The sequence below is a fragment of the Rhodopseudomonas boonkerdii genome, assembly GCF_021184025.1.
Taxonomy (GTDB): domain Bacteria; phylum Pseudomonadota; class Alphaproteobacteria; order Rhizobiales; family Xanthobacteraceae; genus Tardiphaga; species Tardiphaga boonkerdii.
On sequence record NZ_CP036537.1, the window covers coordinates 3,700,902 to 3,719,104 of the forward strand.

The window sequence follows — 18,203 nt, forward strand, 5'->3', positions numbered from 1 at the left end:
AGCGCCAGCAGTGCGTATTTCACGATCTGCTTCATGCCGCGGCTCCCGGCACGATTGGCAGTTGCCGTGGACGTCCCACACCGAGCTTCGCCATCGCATTGGCGACAGCGGGCCCGAGCGGCGGCACACCGGGCTCACCGACGCCCGTCGGCTTCTCGGTGGACTTCACGATCACCACCTCGACCTCCGGCATCTCGTTGATGCGCAGTGAGCGATAGGTGTCGAAATTGCCGGCTACCGGCGCACCGGCATCGAGTGTCTGCTCGGCATAGAGGATGTGGCCGAGCGCAAAGCCGATGCCACCTTCCATCTGCGCGCGGATGATGTCGGGATTGACGGCCACGCCGCAGTCCACCGCACACCAGACCTTGTGCACCTTCGGCCCTTCTTCGGTCATCGACAGTTCGACCACCTGCGCGACGAAGCTGTTGAAGCTCTCGACCACGGCGACGCCGCGGGCGCGGCCTGCCGGGACCTTGTAATTCTTCCAGTCGGCGAGTTCGGCCACAGCCTTCAGCACGCCGGCATGACGCGGCTTCTTGCCGAGCAGTTCGAGCCGGCCTTCGACAGGGTCCTTGCCTGCGGCTTCAAGCAGTTCATCGACAAACGCTTCGACCGCATAGCCGGTGTGAGTGTGCCCCACCGAGCGCCACCACAGCACGGGGACGCCGACATCGACCTGATGCATGTCGCAGCGGAAGTTGGCGACCTCATAGGGAATGTCGTTGGAGCCTTCGTAGGATGTCGGATCGAGCCCGTCCTTGAACATCACGGCCTCAAAAAACGAGCCCTTCATGATCGACTGCGAAACGATCGTATCGCTCCACGCCTCGATCTTGCCGTCGCGCACGGCGCCGCGCATGCGATGGACACTGTAAGGCCGATAGTAACCACCGCGCATATCGTCCTCGCGGGTCCAGACCAGCTTGATCGGCTTGCCCGGCCCGATCGCCTTGGCGACTTCGGCCATCTCGATCGCCTGATGCGTGGATTGCTGCGCGCGGCGCCCAAAACTGCCGCCAGCCAGAACCACGTCGATCTTGATCTTGTCCACCGGCAAGCCGAACGCCTTCGAGAAAGCCATGTGGTCGGGCGTCGGGAACTGGCAGCCATAGCGCGCATAGACGCTTTGACCGTCCCACTTCAGATAGCCGTTGAGCGGCTCCATGGCGGCATGGGCGAGATAGGGAAAGACATATTCGGTTTCGATCACGCGGCCGCCTTTGGCAATCGCCTCCTCGAACTTGCCTTCGGCACGCACCAGCTTGCCCGGCGTTTTCGACAACGTGCGAAACTGCTGCAGCAATTCGGCGCTGCCGCGCTTCTCGGCCTTGCTGTCGTCCCACACGATCTTCAGCGCCTCGCGCCCCATCTTCGCCGGCCAGAAACCTTTGGCATAGACGGCAACGCCGGTCGGCACCTGCTTCACATCGACCACGCCCGGCACGGCTTTCGCCGCCGTCGCATCGAACGATTTCACCGTGCCGCCGAATTTCGGCGAGCGCGCCACGACAACCGTCAGCATGTCGGGTTCGTTGATATCGAGCGTATAGAACGCCTTGCCGTCACTCTTGTCAGCGCTGTCGAGGCGCTTCACTACGCCTTCCTTACCGATGAACTTGAAGTTCGCGGGATCTTTCAGCTTGGGATCCGCCGGCACCGGCATGGTCATCGCCTTGTCGGCGAATTCACCGAACCGGCCTTCCTTGCCGGACGCATGCTTGAGCACGCCGTTCTCGACAGTGATTTCACCGGCCGGCACCTGCCAGATATCAGCCGCCGCCGCGATCAGCATCTGCCGCGCAGCAGCGCCGACCTGCCGCATCTGCAGGTAGGCATTGGCGATGGCGGTGGAGCCGCCGGTCCCCTGCAAACCGAATGCAAGGTTCTTGTAGAGCTCCGGATTGGACGGCGCATGATCGGCGCGCATCTGCGACCAGTCGGCATCGAGCTCTTCGGCAACGAGTGTCGCAAAGCCGGTAAACGGCCCCTGCCCGAACTCGATCTGTTTGCACAACACGGTCACCGTGCTGTCCGGCTTGATGATCAGAAACGTATTCGGCGCGATATTGACCTTCGGCTGCGCCGCAGCCTGGGCGAACAACTTGTCGGCGCGTGCTACATAGGCGCCAATGACGAGGCCGGCACCAGCCTTCAGCAGCGTGCGGCGCGACAGTTTGGTGTCGTGAACGGTCATGGCTCAGCCCTCCAGCGATTTCGCGGCACTATGGATCGCAGCGCGGATGCGGACATAGGTGGCGCAACGGCAGATGTTGCCGTTCATCGCCAGATCGATGTCTTCATCGGATGGCTTCGGATTGAGACTGAGCAGGGCAGCCGCACTCATGACCTGACCGGACTGACAATAGCCGCACTGCGGCACGTCATGGGCGCCCCATGCCGCCTGCACTGCCTTGCCCTCCTTGCTGTTCAGGCCTTCGATGGTGGTGACTTCACCCGAGCCCACGGCCGAGACGGGCATCGAGCAGGAACGGATCGGCTGGCCGTCGAGATAGACGGTACAGGCACCGCATTGCGCAACGCCGCAGCCATATTTGGTCCCGGTCAGCCCGGCGCCGTCACGAATTGCCCATAGGAGTGGGGTGTCGGGGGCGACGTCGATCTGACGCGACTCCCCGTTGATCTTGAGGGTGAACGCAGCCATCGCTGTTGTCCTGTGTCGTCGAATGTACGCCTACATTCGAGTGGTTCTAATTCGAACCCGACACATACAACCGCATTACGGAAGCCAGAACTCAATTATTTTTGTACCGCCCGGGAACGAAAGTCTCTTGCGCGCGTTCCCGCGGCCCTTTTGGCGCAACGGGGAAGCGCCGCCCGTTGCGTTGCGCTTACTTCAGCAGAGGACATTCGCTTTGAGCCGCCGGCCTGAAAGCGTCCTCACCGGGGACAGATGACAGATATTTGTAATAGTCCCACGGCGCTCGGGACTCCGATGGCGATTTAACCTGAAACAAGTGCATGTCGCGCAACACGCGGCCGTCCTTCCGGATTTTGACGTCCTTGCTCATGAAGTCATTGACCGGCATCGAACGCATGGCGTCGGCCACGGCCGGTCCGGCGATTGATCCGGCCGCCTTCACCGACTTCAGATAGTGCGTCACCGCGCTGTAGACGCCGGCCTGATTCATGTTCGGCTTTTTCTTCGCCGCAGCCTCGAATCGCCGCGAAAAATCGCGGGTCGCATCATCCATGTCCCAATAAAATGCCTCGGCGATGATAATCCCCTGAGATGCCTTGAGGCCCAGGCCATGAACGGTATTGATGAGAAGAAGCAGACCTCCGATACGCTGCCCCCCCTCGACGATCCCGAATTCGCCCGCCTGCTTGATCGTGTTCAAGGCGTCGTCGCCGGAATTGGCGAGCCCGATGATCTTCGCTCCGGATCCCTGCGCCTGCAGAAGGAACGAGGAGAAGTCCGCTGTCCCGAGCGGATGCCTCACGCGGCCCAGCACCTTTCCGCCCAATGCCTCAATCGCCGTCGATGCGTCCCGCTCGAGCGCATGGCCGAACGCATAATTGCTGGTGATGAAGAACCAGGTATCCGCTCCCGATTTCGCCATCGCCCGCGGCAGCGTATTGGCAAGCGCATAAGTGTCGTAGGTCCAGTGAAAGCCGAACGGTGAACAGGCTTTCCCCGTCAGATCCGACGTCGCCGGGCCGGAAAACATCGCGATCTTCTGCTTGTCCTTCACAATGTCCTGAATGACCAATGCAGCGGCGGATGTCCCGCCATCGACGATTGCGCTGACGTCGTCCACGTCGATCCATCGGCGCGTCACAGCTGCTGCGATGTCGGTCTTGTTCTGGTGATCGGCGGAGAGAAGCTCGATACGGCGCCCGAGAACGCTGCCGCCGAAGTCCTCGATCGCAAGGCGCGCAGCGATCACAGATCCCAACCCGGTTACGTCCGCCGTACTTCCCGACTGATCGTTCAGGACAGCGATGCGAAGGGGCGCCTCTTCGGCATGAATGCCACCCGACATCTCGAGCAGCAACAGAAGCGGAAGCGCAAATCGCAGCAACGGAGACCTTGACCTCAGCATTCCATCATTCCCTCGATGAACATCGTTGTTCTGCCCTCGCCTGTCGATCGCCGGGCGATGCGCGTGGCGCATCGATCGAGCGGCTTCCACCTGCGAGGACGTGAGACGGGTGACCGCACGACGAGCGGCCGGATGCATAGGTGACAAAACAGATGTCCAGAAGCTTGAACGTTATTGGATAATTCTGCACAGTTGGACGCCATGCCATTCAAAGCGGCACGCTGCGCTTGCATCCGCTGCGACCGAGGTCTTAAGCTCCGCGCATGCCAATCCAGGACTCCATCCCTCGCGGTTTGAAGCTGAACGATCTCGGTGGCATTGAAGTGGTCGCCGGACGCTATCGCGACCATGTTCTGCCCCGCCACAGCCACGACGGGCTGATGCTATCGCTCTTGGGAGACGGCGTGCAGAGACTGCACTATCGCGGCGTAACGCATGCGGCCGATGCGGGAAAGATCGTTGCCGTCCCGCCGAACGAAGTGCACGCGGCAGAGCCCGGGATCGAAGATGGGTGGTACTACCACACAATCACCATTCCGTCGATCTTGCTCGAACAACACCACCCCGGCGGATCGCGCTTTCTCTGCGATACGATCATCTCGGACGAGCGCACGAGGCAAACGCTTCAGCTTCTGTTTCGCAGCTTCAACGGGCCATCCGCGCTGCGACAGGAGGAAGCCCTGCTGGCCGTGCTGGACGACTTTCTGACACGCCACGCGCGTCTTCCGCAGCAATCGTCGTATAAGCCGACCGAACTGCGCGCAGTCGAGATATGCAAGGCCTATCTCGCTGCGCATCTCGACCGCAATGTGACACTGAACGATCTTGTGGAAGCCGCGCGCATCGACCGTTTTCTGCTTGTTCGCTGCTTCACGCATATCGTCGGCATCCCTCCGCATGCGTGGCATATGCAAAGACGCCTTCATAAGAGCCTCGAGCTGCTCTCCAAGGGGCAATGCGTCGCGGATGTCGCCTCCGCCACCGGTTTCGCCGATCAAGCGCATCTGACACGCGCATTCAAGCGCGTGACCGGGATCACTCCCGGTCGATACCGGAAGGATCACATCGGCCTTCAGTCACAGCGGGCGACCAACCAGTCGCACTTTGCTTGGCCGCTCTACGGACTGTGAGACATCGGCTATGGCAGAAGCGCCGTATCGATGACGCCGAACGGCCCCGTCATGCAATCCGGATCGCGCGGCTGGTCGGAAATCCGTGGAGACCATTGCTTCCAAATGCCATCGCATTCGACCGATAGGGATCGCCCGATACGACGATGAGGATGTCCTCGGCCCGCGCGACGATCGGCACCAGACGGTTGGGATCGTCGCTTTCGGCAAAATGAGCAGCCGCGAGACCGTCCTCATGGAGCTGCACAAGGCTCCTGCGTCCCGGAACAGTGTTGGACCACTTGCCGATATAGGTTTCGAACTTCCACGCCGGAATCCGGGCGTGTCGATAGAGCCGTTCCCGAAGATCCTCGATGGAGCTGCCGGCCTTCGCCAGGGTTTTTGCGACCATGGGGCTTATTGCCAGCAGCGGACGAGAGGTGCCGGGCGCAAGACCGGCGGTAAAGCAGAGCTCCCAACAACTCTGGCGGATCAGACCGTCAGCGAGATAGAGCGAAATGTCCTCGGGATCACGGCCATAGATCGATCCCACCACCGTATCTCCGGTAAACCGGCCGACGGTCACCGCATTGGTGCCTTTCACAAAACCCTGGCGTTCGGCGAATGTCGTCCACCCCAGTTTTTCGACTTCGGCCTCGTGCTCGGCCAGCACCACGCGCGCGGAATGTCCGAATGTGCACTTGTCGCCTTCGCCCGGACGTAGGCCGACCACGTTACGAAGAAACAGCCGCAAGAAACGCCCGACGGTAGTGTTGGCCCGCGTCCCCTCGCGCATGGCGCCGTTCGCACAGTTGAAGCCGAGGGAGCCGATGAGCAGTCCGCTGAGCACGATCAAGGGATCGCCCCCCGTGGTGTCGCCACTATGTTCGACGCCATATGCGGGGCTGGCCATGACTTCGGCGATCGCCACCAGGACCGGCATGTAAGCCGGGGCGCATCCGGCCATGACCCCATTCACCGCCACGTTCCGGACGGTGACGGCGGCCCCCGATGGCTGCACGCAACCGATGATGCGATCCGGCGGATCCGCCGCACAAGCCAGGAACTGGTCCACCGCTTCCCTGGTCGGCGGGACGATCGGCAAACCGTCGGACCATCCCCTGTCGTGATAGATCTCGTTGATCTCGAAGAAGTCGCCGGTCGCCACGATGGCCGATGGCGCGTACACTTTGGCTGCGCGCCCTTGCGGCGCTGGCGGCCTTGTCAGGCACGCAGTCACCGCCTGCGCGGTGTGTGTCATCACCATGTCGTGCAGCTCGTCGTCGCTCAGACTGTCGACATATCCCGGCATTTCCACCACCGGGAGCCAGGCACAGCCGAGCCCCGGCGACACCGCGCGCGCCTGCCCCGCAAATCCCTCGCATACGAGCGATGCCGTCGGGATACCTGCCCTTTCGATCGCCGCGCTGGCTCTGATGACTGCGGGCGTGCAGGCGCCGCAGCAGCCGATCCCCGAGATGACGACATCCACACCATGTTCAGCAAGCCTGGCCGGCAATTCGGCAAGCACCTGGTGATCGTGAGCACCAAGTGTGTTGCCGAACTTCTCGAAGCCGACGAACGTCGCGTCGGGAAAAGTCTTGCCGAGAGATTCCTGAAGCAGCGCAAAGATCTCATCGCCGCGAAACAGATAGTCCCACACGAATCCGATACGACATCCTGCAAGACTTGCGGGTCGCTCGGCCGGCGAGAACGTCGGGACACACGGTTCGCCGCCTGGCCATACGGTGTGATAAAGCACAGTTGTCGCCATCCGATGTTTTTCCTTGCTCGACAGAACTTGCAAGGATCATGGGGGCGAACGTCGCCTGCGTATTGAACGATCTTGGATAATCCGGCCCGGAATCGGACCTTGGGGTGGCAGGAGCGAGGCCGACCGACGCATACGAATGGGAACGAGATGACGGGACCGCGCGACGCGTAATCCGGATGACGCGTCAGACGCCGACCTTGTACGGCAGCCCCTTCCCTGCATAAAAAGCATCGAGATTCGCGATCACGCAGTCCTGCATCGCCGCGTGTGAATCCTGTGTGTGGCCGCCGATATGCGGCGTCAGCACGACATTCGGGAATGCGGTGAGTGCGTCGGGCGCATGCGGCTCCTTCTCGAACACGTCGAGGCCGGCACCGGCGATGGTCTTGTCGGTCAGCGCCTGCACCAGCGCCGCCTGATCGATCACCGAACCGCGCGAGATATTTACCACATAGCCATTCGGACCGAGCTTCTTCAGCATATCGGCATCGATGATATGCTGCGTCTCCTTGCCGGCGCGCACCGCGATCATCAGCACGTCGCACCATTCGACCAGCGCGGCGAGGTCCGGCTCGTAGCGATACGGCAGCTCGTCATACTTCGTGCGGTTGGTATAGGCGACGTCGCATTCGAACGCCGCGACGCGCGAAGCGATCTTGCGGCCGATCTCGCCCATGCCATAGACGCCGACCTTGCGGCCGGGATTGCCCGGCTGCGGCGCCATCAGCGGCGACGGCTTGCGATCCGACCAGCCGCCCGCGCGCACATACTGATCCGCTGGGATGACGCGCCGCGTCACCGCCAGCATCAGCGTCAGCGCGAGATCGGCGACGGACGCCGCATTGGCGCCGGGGCTGTTGCCGACCACGATCTTGCGCGCGGCAGCCGCATTGAAGTCCACGCCGTCATAGCCGGTGCCGTAACAGATGATGGCGCCCAGCGCCGGCATCATGTCCATCACTTCGCCCGGCAAAAGCTGTCCGCCGGCGGTGATCATCGCGCGCACATCTTTCAGCTCATCTGCCGAGAATACGTCCAGCGGTGGCTTGCCGCCGGCATCGAGAAGATCGAAACGCTGGCCGATGCGCACCATCTGGGCCTTGGGAAAACGCGAATAGATCAGGACCTTCTCGACCATTTGCTTATTCCTGTGCAGACAAAACACGAAAGACAAAAGAAAGGGCGGGATCGGTTGCCCGATCCCGCCCTGGTTCCATGCAAGCCTCGTTCCGGCTTAGCTGAGCACGGTGTTCGGCTCAACCTTGATGCCGACGCCCATGGTCGAGGACACGGCCACGCGCTGCACATAGGTGCCCTTGGCGCCAGCCGGCTTCGCCTTCACGACAGCGTCGGCGAGAGCCTTGATGTTCTCGACCAGCTTCTCGGCACCGAACGAGGCCTTGCCGACGCCCGCCTGGATGATGCCAGCCTTTTCGACGCGGAACTCGACCGAACCGCCCTTGGCGCCCTTGACGGCGCCGGTGACGTCCATGGTCACGGTGCCGATCTTCGGGTTCGGCATCATGCCGCGCGGACCGAGCACCTTACCGAGACGGCCGACCAGCGGCATCATGTCGGGGGTGGCGATACAACGGTCGAAATTGATTTCGCCGTTCTGCACCTTCTCGGCCAGGTCTTCCGCACCGACCACGTCGGCGCCGGCAGCCTTGGCTTCCTCGGCCTTGGGACCGCGAGCGAACACGCCGACGCGGAGCGTACGGCCGGTGCCGTTCGGCAGGGTGACGACGCCGCGGACCATCTGGTCGGCGTGGCGCGGATCGACGCCGAGATTCATCGAGACCTCGATGGTCTCGTCGAACTTCGCCTTGGCGCGTTCCTTCACCATCTTGATCGCTTCGTCGATCGTGTAGAGCTTCTCGCGATCAACGCCTTCGCGAATAGCCTTCAAACGCTTTCCGATTGCCATGACCGCTTACCCCTGAACCTGCAGACCCATCGAACGGGCAGAGCCCTCGACCATGCGCATGGCCGATTCGACGGAATCACAATTGAGATCCTTCATCTTCTTCTCGGCGATCTCGCGCACCTGGGCGGAGGTCACCTTGCCGGCAACGTCACGGCCCGGCGCCTTCGAGCCGGACTGGATCTTCGCTGCCTGCTTGAGGAAGTAGGACATCGGAGGGGTCTTCATCTCGAAGGTGAACGAACGATCCGCATAGATCGTGATCACCACCGGAATCGGGGTGTTCTTTTCTTCCTTCTGCGTCTGCGCGTTGAACGCCTTGCAGAATTCCATGATGTTGAGGCCGCGCTGACCAAGCGCGGGACCGATCGGTGGCGACGGGTTGGCCGCACCGGCCGGCACCTGAAGCTTCAGGTATCCGGTCACTTTCTTTGCCATTGTACACTCCTGTTGTGCCGGCGGATGCCGGCGGTTTCAGGTTTCGTGGTGCGGTTCAAGTGCGGTTGGCGACCGCCCTCTCCTCCCACGACCTATTCTGTTCTTGTCCCGGGCGCGATGCAGCGCAGAACCGGGACCGTCCCAGTCTCTTAAGGTCCCGGCTCAGCGAAGCAGCACTCCGTGCTGCATCGCATCCGGGACACCTAAACGATCAGACCTTCTCGACCTGACCGAATTCCAGTTCGACCGGCGTTGCGCGGCCGAAGATCGACACCGCGACCTTCACACGCGAACGCGCATCGTCGACTTCTTCCACCACGCCGGAGAACGACGCGAACGGACCGTCGGCGACCTTGACGTTCTCGCCGACTTCGAACGACACCGAGGTTTTCGGACGCTCCACGCCTTCCTGCACCTGATGCAGGATGCGCATCGCTTCCGCCTCCGAGATAGGCATCGGCTTGTTTTCTGCGCCGAGGAAACCCGTCACCTTCGGCGTATTCTTGATGAGGTGGAAGGCCTCGTCGGTGAGCTGCATCTTCACCAGGACATAGCCGGGGAAGAATTTGCGCTCGGCTTCCATCTTGCGGCCGCGGCGCACTTCCGTGACCTTCTCGGTCGGGACCAGCACCTGCTCAAACAGGTCTTCCACGCCACGCTGCTTCGCCTGCTCCTTGATGGATTCGGCGACCTTCTTCTCGAAGTTCGAATAGGCGTGAACGATGTACCAGCGCATGCTCATAATTCAGGTCCGATTTAGCGAATGCCGAGCAAGAAAGTCACAAGCAGGCGAATGATCTGATCTGCCGCGAAGAAGAACACCGACGCGAGCGCCACCATGATGAACACCATGATGGTGGTGATGGTCGTCTCGCGACGCGAAGGCCACGTGACCTTGTTGGTCTCGGTGCGCACTTCCTGCAGGAATTTGAACGGGCTCATCGCCATCGTTATGTGATCCGCATCCGTCGTCAGACGATTGAATAGGTTTCAGGAATCCGAACAGCCCTCTTGCGCCCGATCCATTGTCAAAGCGAACTTTGCCAAGGATGAGCCGCCAAGCGAGCTCGTTTGTCTGGAGATCGAAGCCGCGTCGGAAGTCCGTCAACCGGGCCGACAGCGAGTGGCGCTTTGTAGGGCGGCGGCAGGAAAAGGTCAAGAACTCCAATGGGCCCGAAGGAAACCGGGCGGCCCTCGTCCACCGTCATGGCCGGGTTTGTCCCGACCATACAAGTCTTTGATTTAATTTGGAAAAGACATGGACACGTGGGACATGTGCGCTAGCGGCGATTGGTCACCAGTGCCCGGACATGACGGACCACGTGATCGGCTACGATGGCATGCCCTTCCGCGGTTGGGTGCACCGCCCCGCTATACATGGCCGCATAGACCGGCTGCAGGATGTCGAACTGGGTGAAGCCGGTCGCATGGACGTTGGCGGTCAGGAACGCGTCATTGGGGGTCCGGAACAGGCGCCAGCGCGACGCATAGGGCAGATAGGCTGCCGGCGAGTAGGGCGTGAATTCTTCCTTGCCGAACCAGCGCCGCGGCATCGCCATGGCCTCGCCATCCGCCTGCGGCCGTTTCGGATCCCGGGCGCAAAGGCCGCGCCGGGTGAATTCCGGCTGGTGGTCGGTGATCAGCCGGAAGCCGGTCCCTGCCCCCGTTGCCAGCACCGGACAACTGCCCGACCGTGCATTGGTGATGCAAGCGGTGCGCGCGAAGAAATCGTTCAGGAAACTCACCGTCTCGGCCAGCCGCTCGCGTGACAGCGCCAGCTTCTTGTGGACGTCGAGGCCGAGCGTCGGCAGCGCGCCGCACATGGCGCCGGTCTCGTCGAACTGGATCGGCTCATAGGCGGTCTGCAGCACGTTCGCAGGCTGCACGCCGAACCCGTCGCGCAACGCATCGCGCAGCGCCACCATGCGCTCGTCAAGCTGCTCCATATAGGCGCGCGACACCTGCGGCGAAAACCGGATCTGCTTGCCGAGCAGACTTGCGATCGGCGCGAGGTCGCCCGCGGTTTCGGTCATCGCATAGACCATCAGCGGCGAGAAGCCGACATCGTTGCCGCCGATTGACAGCAGCAGCGTATCGATCGGCCGCTTGCGCTCCGAAGGCGCGCACCAGGCCTTGGAAACCGGCGTATTCGCCACCTGCACGCTGCCGCTCGCATAGGTCGGCAGGTTATAGGTTGCGCGCTGGGTGCGGCCTTGCGGACTCCTGCAGATCAGGTCGGCGAGCTGATCGAGCTGCGAGCGCACCATGGGGTTGCCCGCGCCCTCGCGCGACTTCTTCTCGAGAAAGAGTCCTTCGGTGATTTCGGCGCCCGTGCAGGCCAGGCTGACCAGCGTCACCGAGCGATGCGGATTTTCCATCGCCATCTGCAGGCCGACGCGGAACGGATAGCCGTATTGCGAGCGATGGCAGTCGGGGCTGAGCCAGCGTGGATTGGCGGCATTGAACGCCTTTTCGAATTGCGCCGAAGCCAGCGGGAAATACAGCTCCTGCTCTTCGTCGGACAGTTTCCGCCGCGGCAGGTTCTTGTAGTCGAAGCTTCCGGCCGGAGCAGCGGGCGTCAGTTTCTGCTGGGATTTGGCCGTGCTGCGCGTCGCCATTTCCTCGCGCAGCAGGGTCGGATCGTAGACCATCTCGCGCACGGCGCTGAATGTCACCGGAACGTCCGGATTGCTCTCGCCCGAAGCGAAGGAATCGCCGAGCGCGACGATGAACAGATCCTCCACGGCGACGAGTTCGTTCAGCATCCGCCCGCCGGGCAATGCCACCTGCACCGTCGCGCCGGAGAGATTGCGATCGACCGAGAACGGCAGACGATTGATCTTCAGCGGCGAGGCGCAGGATTGCGTGCGGGTTTCGGCCTTGCTGCCGGGGCGGCGCGGCGTCCAGCTCCAGGCGCAATCGCCCGCGCCGGCTTCGGCGATCCGGTCGGGGGTCAAACGGATCACCACCGTATGCGCATCCGGCAACACATAGTCTTCCTTCGCGGTGCCCCACGAATAGCGGCGATCGCAGGACGAAAGATAACGTCCCTGCCGGCTGTCATAACAGACGGCATCGATGGTCTGTGCCGCCCAGCCGAGACGCGAACGATGATAGCCCGCGCGCGCAGTGTCGGCGCAACTGGTCGGACTGGTCTTGTCGGTGCAATCGGGATCGTTCAGCCGTCGTTCGGTGCGCCACACCACATCGGCAGGCGGCAGCACCGCTCCGTTGCGGGCGGCGGGATAGCCGCGCTCATACATGGCGAAGGAGGCAGCGTTCTTGAAAAAGCGGAACGGGCTCTCGACCTGCCACAGCAGATCGGAGGCGCGCGCATGATGGCCGAAGGACGACACCAGCAACGTCGTGGCCCCCACGACGAACGTTACAAGCAATTTCATTTTCAATTTCCGGATTGGCAGCATCGGGTTTGTCGTGCTGACGGCCAATCGGGTTCACCGCCGCGGCGGCCCGCCGCAGGCAACGATCGCGCAGTCCTTCCGCGGCACAGCGGCATGCGTAATCCATCTTCCTTCGCCAGATCAGCCCGCGCGTTTCGGCTGCCAGAGCACGGTCGATCCCGGAAACCGGCCCCTTTTCGGGATCATGCTCTATTGAAACGAATTGCGGACCGCGCAACGCACGAACGTTAACCAGCCAGCAAATCATGCGCCATTCAGCGCAGCATCACACCACCTGTCATCGACGAAAACATCGCCTTGAGCGGTTTATGTGGGAGAGTAGTCGCAAGATCAGCACGGTGGTGACCATGCAGCCTGCCGCTACTATCGGAACGGTTTCGAACCAGACGGCGATCCGCGGCAACACGCCGCTTCAGCCGGCGCGGCGCGTCTCCCAGCGTCGGCCGGCCTACATCGCCCAAGCCGTCAGCCACGTCCTCGATGGCGCCATCCTGTTCGCCTATGCCGGCCTCGGCGTCACGACGGTCACCACCGGCCTCGTCTATCTCACGCTGCGGCTCGCCGTGATCGGCGTCACCTTCTTCCTGTCCGAAGCGCGCGTCAGCGATCGGCTGAGGGATCACTATCTGTTCGTGCCGCTCAGTCTGGTCAGCATCACCATCCAGATCGGCGCGATCTATCTCGTGCCGCAGATCGGCTTCTACTTTATCGCCATGATCTTCGTCGTGCTCGGTTTCGGCGCGCTGCGCTTGAACGTCCGGCAGATCGGCATCGTCTGGGCTTACGCCACGTTCGGCCTCGCCGTGCTTTTCCTCATGACCGACAAGCCCATCGGCCTTCCCATGGAGGATGCCGCAGACCGCGCGCTCGCGCTGGCCTGTTTCGTCAGCACGCTTGCCCGTTGCGTCGGCGCCAGCCTCTACGGCTCGTCGATGCGCGAAACCCTCTATCGCCGCAGCAACGACCTCGCCGCTGCCAATGCGCGGATCGAGGAACTGGCGCAGCTCGACGAACTCACCGGCGCCTATAACCGCCGATACGTCATGAAGTGCCTCGTCGATGAGATCGCCAAGGTCCAGCGCGGCGCGCGCGGTTGCGTGGCGCTGATCGATCTCGATCACTTCAAGCGCATCAATGACCGTTTCGGCCACCCCGCCGGCGACGACGTGCTGCGCCGCTTCGCGAGCTCGCTTCTCGCCAATATCCGCATGGTCGACAAGCTCGGCCGTTATGGCGGTGAGGAATTCCTGCTGGTCCTGCCGGATACGAATCTCGATCAGGCCGTGCAGATCGTCGAGCGGCAGCGTGGCATCATTGCCGCGATCGACTGGCCGTCGCTCTCTTCCGATCTCGCCCTCACTCTGTCCGCCGGCGTCAGCGAGATCGGCCCCTACGACACGCCGGAAGAACTGCTCGCCCGTGCCGACCGCGCGCTTTATCGCGCCAAGGATGCCGGCCGCAATCGCGTGCTCGCCGCCGCGCAGCGGCGCCGGTTTGGCTGAGGTCATAGGCGAACAGAAGCACCCGCCCCCGCAAGGCAGGCGCGACGGCCCCGAGACGACCGGACCGCGAATTCGGCGTGATCCGGAACAGGCCGCGGATGTCGCCAGCCGAACGCCCGCGTAACGGCAGCGCGGGCGGGCCAAAAGTCGATTATTTTCAGACGGTTGAAAATGGCAGGGGCGGTAGGGCTCGAACCTACGACAACCGGTTTTGGAGACCGGTACTCTACCAACTGAGCTACACCCCTACAGGAACGACGCAGCGGTCATTTCGCGCCGTTTGAAGCACATCGCCCGCCTGATTTGCAAGAGCCGAAGTGCACAGTTCAGGAACAAAACGTCACAAGAACAAAAACGTCTCAGGAATCGAAACGGCGGGCAAGGGGAACTCCCCTGCCCGCCGTCTCTAATCGATATTACTCGATGATGCTAGCGACGACGCCTGCACCGACGGTGCGGCCGCCTTCGCGGATGGCGAAGCGCAGCTTCTCTTCCATCGCGATCGGCACGATCAGGTGCACTTCCATGGCGATGTTGTCGCCCGGCATCACCATCTCGGTGCCTTCCGGCAGATGCACCACACCGGTCACGTCGGTGGTGCGGAAGTAGAACTGCGGACGGTAGTTGGTGAAGAACGGCGTGTGACGGCCACCCTCTTCCTTCGTCAGAATGTAGGCCTCGGCCTTGAACTTGGTGTGCGGCTTCACCGAACCCGGCTTGCACAGCACCTGGCCGCGCTCCACGTCTTCACGCTTGGTGCCGCGCAGCAGCGCGCCGATGTTGTCGCCCGCCTGGCCCTGATCGAGCAGCTTGCGGAACATTTCCACGCCCGTGACCGTGGTCTTCTGCGTCGCCTTCAGGCCGACGATCTCGATTTCCTCGCCCACCTTGACGATGCCGCGTTCGACACGGCCGGTCACCACGGTGCCGCGGCCCGAGATCGAGAACACGTCTTCCACCGGCATCAGGAACGGCTGGTCCACCGGACGCTCCGGCTGCGGGATGTAGGCGTCGACGTTCTTCATCAGCTCGAGGATCGCGTCGTGGCCGAGCGCCTTGTTCGAGTCTTCGAGCGCGGCCAGCGCCGAACCCTTCACGATCGGAATGTCGTCACCCGGGAAGTCGTACTTCGACAGCAGTTCGCGGACTTCCATTTCCACGAGCTCGAGCAGTTCCGGATCGTCGACCATGTCGCACTTGTTCAGGAACACCACCAGCGCCGGCACGCCGACCTGGCGGGCCAGCAGGATGTGCTCGCGGGTCTGCGGCATCGGGCCGTCGGCCGCCGACACCACCAGGATCGCGCCGTCCATCTGCGCCGCGCCCGTGATCATGTTCTTCACATAGTCCGCGTGGCCGGGGCAGTCGACGTGGGCGTAGTGGCGGTTCGCGGTCTCGTATTCCACATGTGCCGTCGAAATGGTGATGCCGCGCGCCTTCTCTTCCGGCGCCTTGTCGATCTGGTCGTAAGCGGTGAACGACGCACCGCCCGTCTCCGCGAGCACCTTCGTGATCGCTGCCGTCAACGACGTCTTGCCGTGGTCAACGTGACCGATCGTCCCGATGTTGCAGTGCGGTTTCGTACGTTCAAATTTTGCTTTGGCCATTGATCCACCTGTTCTGCCGGCGCCCTCGCGCGGCACACCAAACCGGCGGCTGGTTACAGCGGAAAACGGCCCTGTTCAAGCCTGAACTTCTGGGTCACTCTCCCCAGCCCATGCCGGATAAGCCCCTTATGTGGGTTGGCAAAAGACAAGATCAATCGGAGCCCCCAAGGAGCCTCTATGAACGCCCAGCCCGCCGCAAAACCCGCCACTTTACCCCAGACACCCGCCCTGCCCGAGGCCCGGCCGGAATCGCTGGGATTGTCATCAAGCCGTCTTCAAAAGATTTCCGACGCCTTCCGCCGCGAGATCGACAAGGGCACCACCCCCGGCGTCACCACCCTGATCGCCCGCCGGGGCCAGATCGGCTATTTCGAGGCCTTCGGCCGCCAGGCGCCGGACAGTCCGGCCCCGATGGCGAGGGACAGCCTGTTCCGCATCTTCTCCATGACCAAGCCGATCGTCTCGCTCGGGATCATGCAGCTGGTCGAGGACGGGCACATCCTGCTACTGGACCCGCTCTCCAAATTCATCCCGGAATTTGCCGACACGAAGGTCGGCGTCGAGCGCAACGGCCAGCTGGAACTCGCGCTACCCCTCCGTCCCATCACGATCCAGGACCTGCTTCGCCACACCTCGGGCATCTCCTACGAGATCACTGGCAACGGCATGGTGCAGCGGATGTACCAGAAATCGAACTTGCGCAGCCGCGACCTCACCAACGAAGAACATGCGAAGATCGTCGCAAAACTGCCGCTGATCTGCCAGCCGGGCAGCGAATGGAATTACAGCCGCTCGACGGACATCCTCGGCCGGGTCATCGAGGTAGTGTCCGGCAAGTCGCTCGGCAGCTACCTCACCGAGAACATCCTCGCTCCGCTGCAGATGGCCGAGACCGGCTTTCACACCTCGGCAGAGAACAAGGGTCGTATCGCAAACCCCTTCCCCACCGATCCCTGGACCGGCGACAAGGTGTCACTCTTCGATCCGCTGGAGATTCCAAAGATGGAATCCGGCGGAGGGGGCCTGGTCTCCACGACCATGGACTATGCGCGCTTCTGCCAGATGCTGCTCAACGGCGGCACGCTGGATGGGGTGCGCGTGATCGGCAGCCGCACGCTGCATCTCATGGCGTCGAACCACCTGTCCCCGGACGTGAAACTGGAAACGCATCTCGTCCCGCCCGGTCACGGCTTTGGCCTCGGCTTCGCCGTGCGTACCGATGACGGGCTTGCGCCCTATGCGGGATCGACTGGCCAGTTCTTCTGGAGCGGCGTCGCCGGCACGTTCTTCTGGATCGATCCGAAGGAAGAGCTGTTCACGGTGTTCATGTCGCAGGGCCCCGGCCAGCGCGAATATTTCAGGACGCTGATCAGGAGTCTCGTGTATGCGGCGCTGGAGTAACGCCCCATCGCGGCTCCCCTCTGTTTGTCATGCCTCGCGAAAGCGGGGCATCCAGTAACCGACGTCGTCCATGCGTCTCGCGAAGCCTGCGTGTACTGGATCACCCGCTTTCGCGGGTGACGACAGGAAGAGTGCAGCGGCAGTCGATCGTCTCCTCAGCTAATCGTCGCGCCACCGTCGATCACGACCGTCTGTCCGGTCATGAAATTTCCGGCCGCCGAGCCCATGAACACCGCTGCCCCGGCGATCTCGTCGGGGATGCCGATGCGCAGCAGCGGCGAGCGCGCCGTGGATTTCTTCAGCGTATCCGGATCGTCCCACAGCGCCTTGGCGAAATCGGTCTTGATCAGGCCCGGCGCGATGCAGTTCACGCGGATATTGTGCGGGCCGTATTCGCAGGCGAGATTGCGCGCGAGCTGCATGTCCGCCGCCTTCGACACGCAATAGGCGCCGATCGTGGTCGAGCCCTTGAGGCCGCCGATGGAGGACACGATGATGATCGAGCCGTCCTTGCGCGCGATCATCTCCGGCACCACCATCGAGATCAGCCAGTTATTGGCGACGATGTTGTTGCTGAGGATCTTGTTGAACTGATCGTCGGAGATACCGGCCAGTGGCCCGTAATACGGATTCGACGCGGCGTTGCAGACCAGCACGTCGATCCTGCCGAACGCCTTGCGGCTTTCATCGACGAGATTCTGCAGGTTTTCCTTGCTGGAGATGTTCGCTGCGATGGCGACGGCGGTGCCCTTGCCGAACTTCTCGTTCACCTCCTTGGCGACTTCGTCGCACACATCCTGCTTGCGCGAGGAGATCACCACCTTGGCGCCATGTTCCGCCATCCGCTCCGCAATGGCGCGGCCGATACCGCGCGTCGATCCGGTGATGACGGCGACTTTGCCTTTCATGTCGAAAAGGGTCATGTGGTTTCTCCCTGATGGTTGTTTGTGAGTGTTGTC

The 18,203-nt window shown here is 62.4% G+C and carries 15 protein-coding genes and 1 tRNA gene; 3 read left to right on the plus strand and 13 right to left on the minus strand.

Features of this window, described 5'->3' with window-relative positions; all coding sequences use genetic code 11:
• Positions 1–31: 31 nt before the first annotated feature.
• The 3 genes from E0H22_RS17000 to E0H22_RS17010 all read right to left on the minus strand — a co-directional run bounded on the left by E0H22_RS17000 (position 32) and on the right by E0H22_RS17010 (position 4,067).
• Positions 32–2,197 (minus strand): xanthine dehydrogenase family protein molybdopterin-binding subunit, encoded by a 2,166-nt coding sequence (locus E0H22_RS17000; protein WP_233022177.1) that lies wholly within the window; start codon positions 2,195–2,197, stop codon positions 32–34.
• 3 nt (positions 2,198–2,200) lie between these two features.
• Positions 2,201–2,665 carry a (2Fe-2S)-binding protein gene (locus E0H22_RS17005; RefSeq protein WP_233022178.1) on the minus strand — a complete coding sequence of 155 codons (465 nt, stop codon included), beginning with the start codon at positions 2,663–2,665 and terminating at the stop codon, positions 2,201–2,203.
• A 187-nt stretch (positions 2,666–2,852) separates the two neighbouring features.
• Entirely contained in the window at positions 2,853–4,067 is a 1,215-nt protein-coding gene (locus tag E0H22_RS17010; protein ID WP_233022179.1) for an ABC transporter substrate-binding protein, read from the minus strand.
• 263 nt (positions 4,068–4,330) lie between these two features.
• Between E0H22_RS17010 and E0H22_RS17015 the strand changes: the two genes are divergently transcribed.
• Positions 4,331–5,197, plus strand: a complete 867-nt coding sequence (locus E0H22_RS17015; protein WP_233022180.1) for a helix-turn-helix transcriptional regulator — start codon at positions 4,331–4,333, stop codon at positions 5,195–5,197.
• Positions 5,198–5,246: 49 nt separating this feature from the next.
• On the opposite strand, the gene E0H22_RS17020 is transcribed toward E0H22_RS17015, so the two are convergent.
• From E0H22_RS17020 to E0H22_RS17050, 7 genes are all read right to left on the minus strand, one after another.
• Positions 5,247–6,839: a UGSC family (seleno)protein gene (locus tag E0H22_RS17020; protein ID WP_233022181.1), complete on the minus strand. Its 1,593-nt coding sequence runs from the start codon at positions 6,837–6,839 to the stop codon at positions 5,247–5,249.
• 295 nt (positions 6,840–7,134) lie between these two features.
• Entirely contained in the window at positions 7,135–8,088 is a 954-nt protein-coding gene (locus tag E0H22_RS17025; RefSeq protein WP_233022182.1) for a 2-hydroxyacid dehydrogenase, read from the minus strand.
• Between the two features lie 96 nt (positions 8,089–8,184).
• Positions 8,185–8,877, minus strand: coding sequence for a 50S ribosomal protein L1 (gene rplA / locus E0H22_RS17030; RefSeq protein ID WP_233022183.1), 693 nt, complete (start codon positions 8,875–8,877; stop codon positions 8,185–8,187).
• A gap of 6 nt (positions 8,878–8,883) precedes the next feature.
• Positions 8,884–9,312, minus strand: a complete 429-nt coding sequence (rplK, locus tag E0H22_RS17035) for a 50S ribosomal protein L11 (protein ID WP_233022184.1) — start codon at positions 9,310–9,312, stop codon at positions 8,884–8,886.
• A gap of 211 nt (positions 9,313–9,523) precedes the next feature.
• Positions 9,524–10,054 (minus strand): transcription termination/antitermination protein NusG, encoded by a 531-nt coding sequence (gene nusG, locus E0H22_RS17040; protein ID WP_233022185.1) that lies wholly within the window; start codon positions 10,052–10,054, stop codon positions 9,524–9,526.
• A 14-nt stretch (positions 10,055–10,068) separates the two neighbouring features.
• Complete coding sequence (gene secE, locus E0H22_RS17045; RefSeq protein WP_233022186.1) at positions 10,069–10,260, minus strand: preprotein translocase subunit SecE; 192 nt, start codon at positions 10,258–10,260, stop codon at positions 10,069–10,071.
• A 332-nt stretch (positions 10,261–10,592) separates the two neighbouring features.
• Entirely contained in the window at positions 10,593–12,713 is a 2,121-nt protein-coding gene (locus E0H22_RS17050; RefSeq protein ID WP_233022187.1) for a hypothetical protein, read from the minus strand.
• A gap of 329 nt (positions 12,714–13,042) precedes the next feature.
• Here E0H22_RS17050 and E0H22_RS17055 point away from each other — a divergent pair, with 329 nt between their 5' ends.
• A complete protein-coding gene (locus tag E0H22_RS17055) occupies positions 13,043–14,236 on the plus strand; it encodes a GGDEF domain-containing protein (RefSeq protein ID WP_233022188.1) in 1,194 nt (397 codons plus the stop codon).
• Between the two features lie 172 nt (positions 14,237–14,408).
• On the opposite strand, the gene E0H22_RS17060 is transcribed toward E0H22_RS17055, so the two are convergent.
• Both E0H22_RS17060 and tuf read right to left on the minus strand, forming a co-directional pair.
• Positions 14,409–14,484: transfer RNA gene (locus tag E0H22_RS17060), tRNA-Trp, on the minus strand.
• A 168-nt stretch (positions 14,485–14,652) separates the two neighbouring features.
• Positions 14,653–15,843, minus strand: a complete 1,191-nt coding sequence (gene tuf, locus E0H22_RS17065; RefSeq protein ID WP_233022165.1) for an elongation factor Tu — start codon at positions 15,841–15,843, stop codon at positions 14,653–14,655.
• A gap of 177 nt (positions 15,844–16,020) precedes the next feature.
• Here tuf and E0H22_RS17070 point away from each other — a divergent pair, with 177 nt between their 5' ends.
• Positions 16,021–17,244: a serine hydrolase domain-containing protein gene (locus E0H22_RS17070; protein WP_233022189.1), complete on the plus strand. Its 1,224-nt coding sequence runs from the start codon at positions 16,021–16,023 to the stop codon at positions 17,242–17,244.
• A gap of 155 nt (positions 17,245–17,399) precedes the next feature.
• Here the strand turns inward: E0H22_RS17070 and E0H22_RS17075 are convergent, their stop codons facing one another.
• On the minus strand, positions 17,400–18,167 hold the full coding sequence (locus tag E0H22_RS17075; protein ID WP_233022190.1) for an SDR family NAD(P)-dependent oxidoreductase: 768 nt from the start codon (positions 18,165–18,167) through the stop codon (positions 17,400–17,402).
• Positions 18,168–18,203 lie beyond the last annotated feature (36 nt).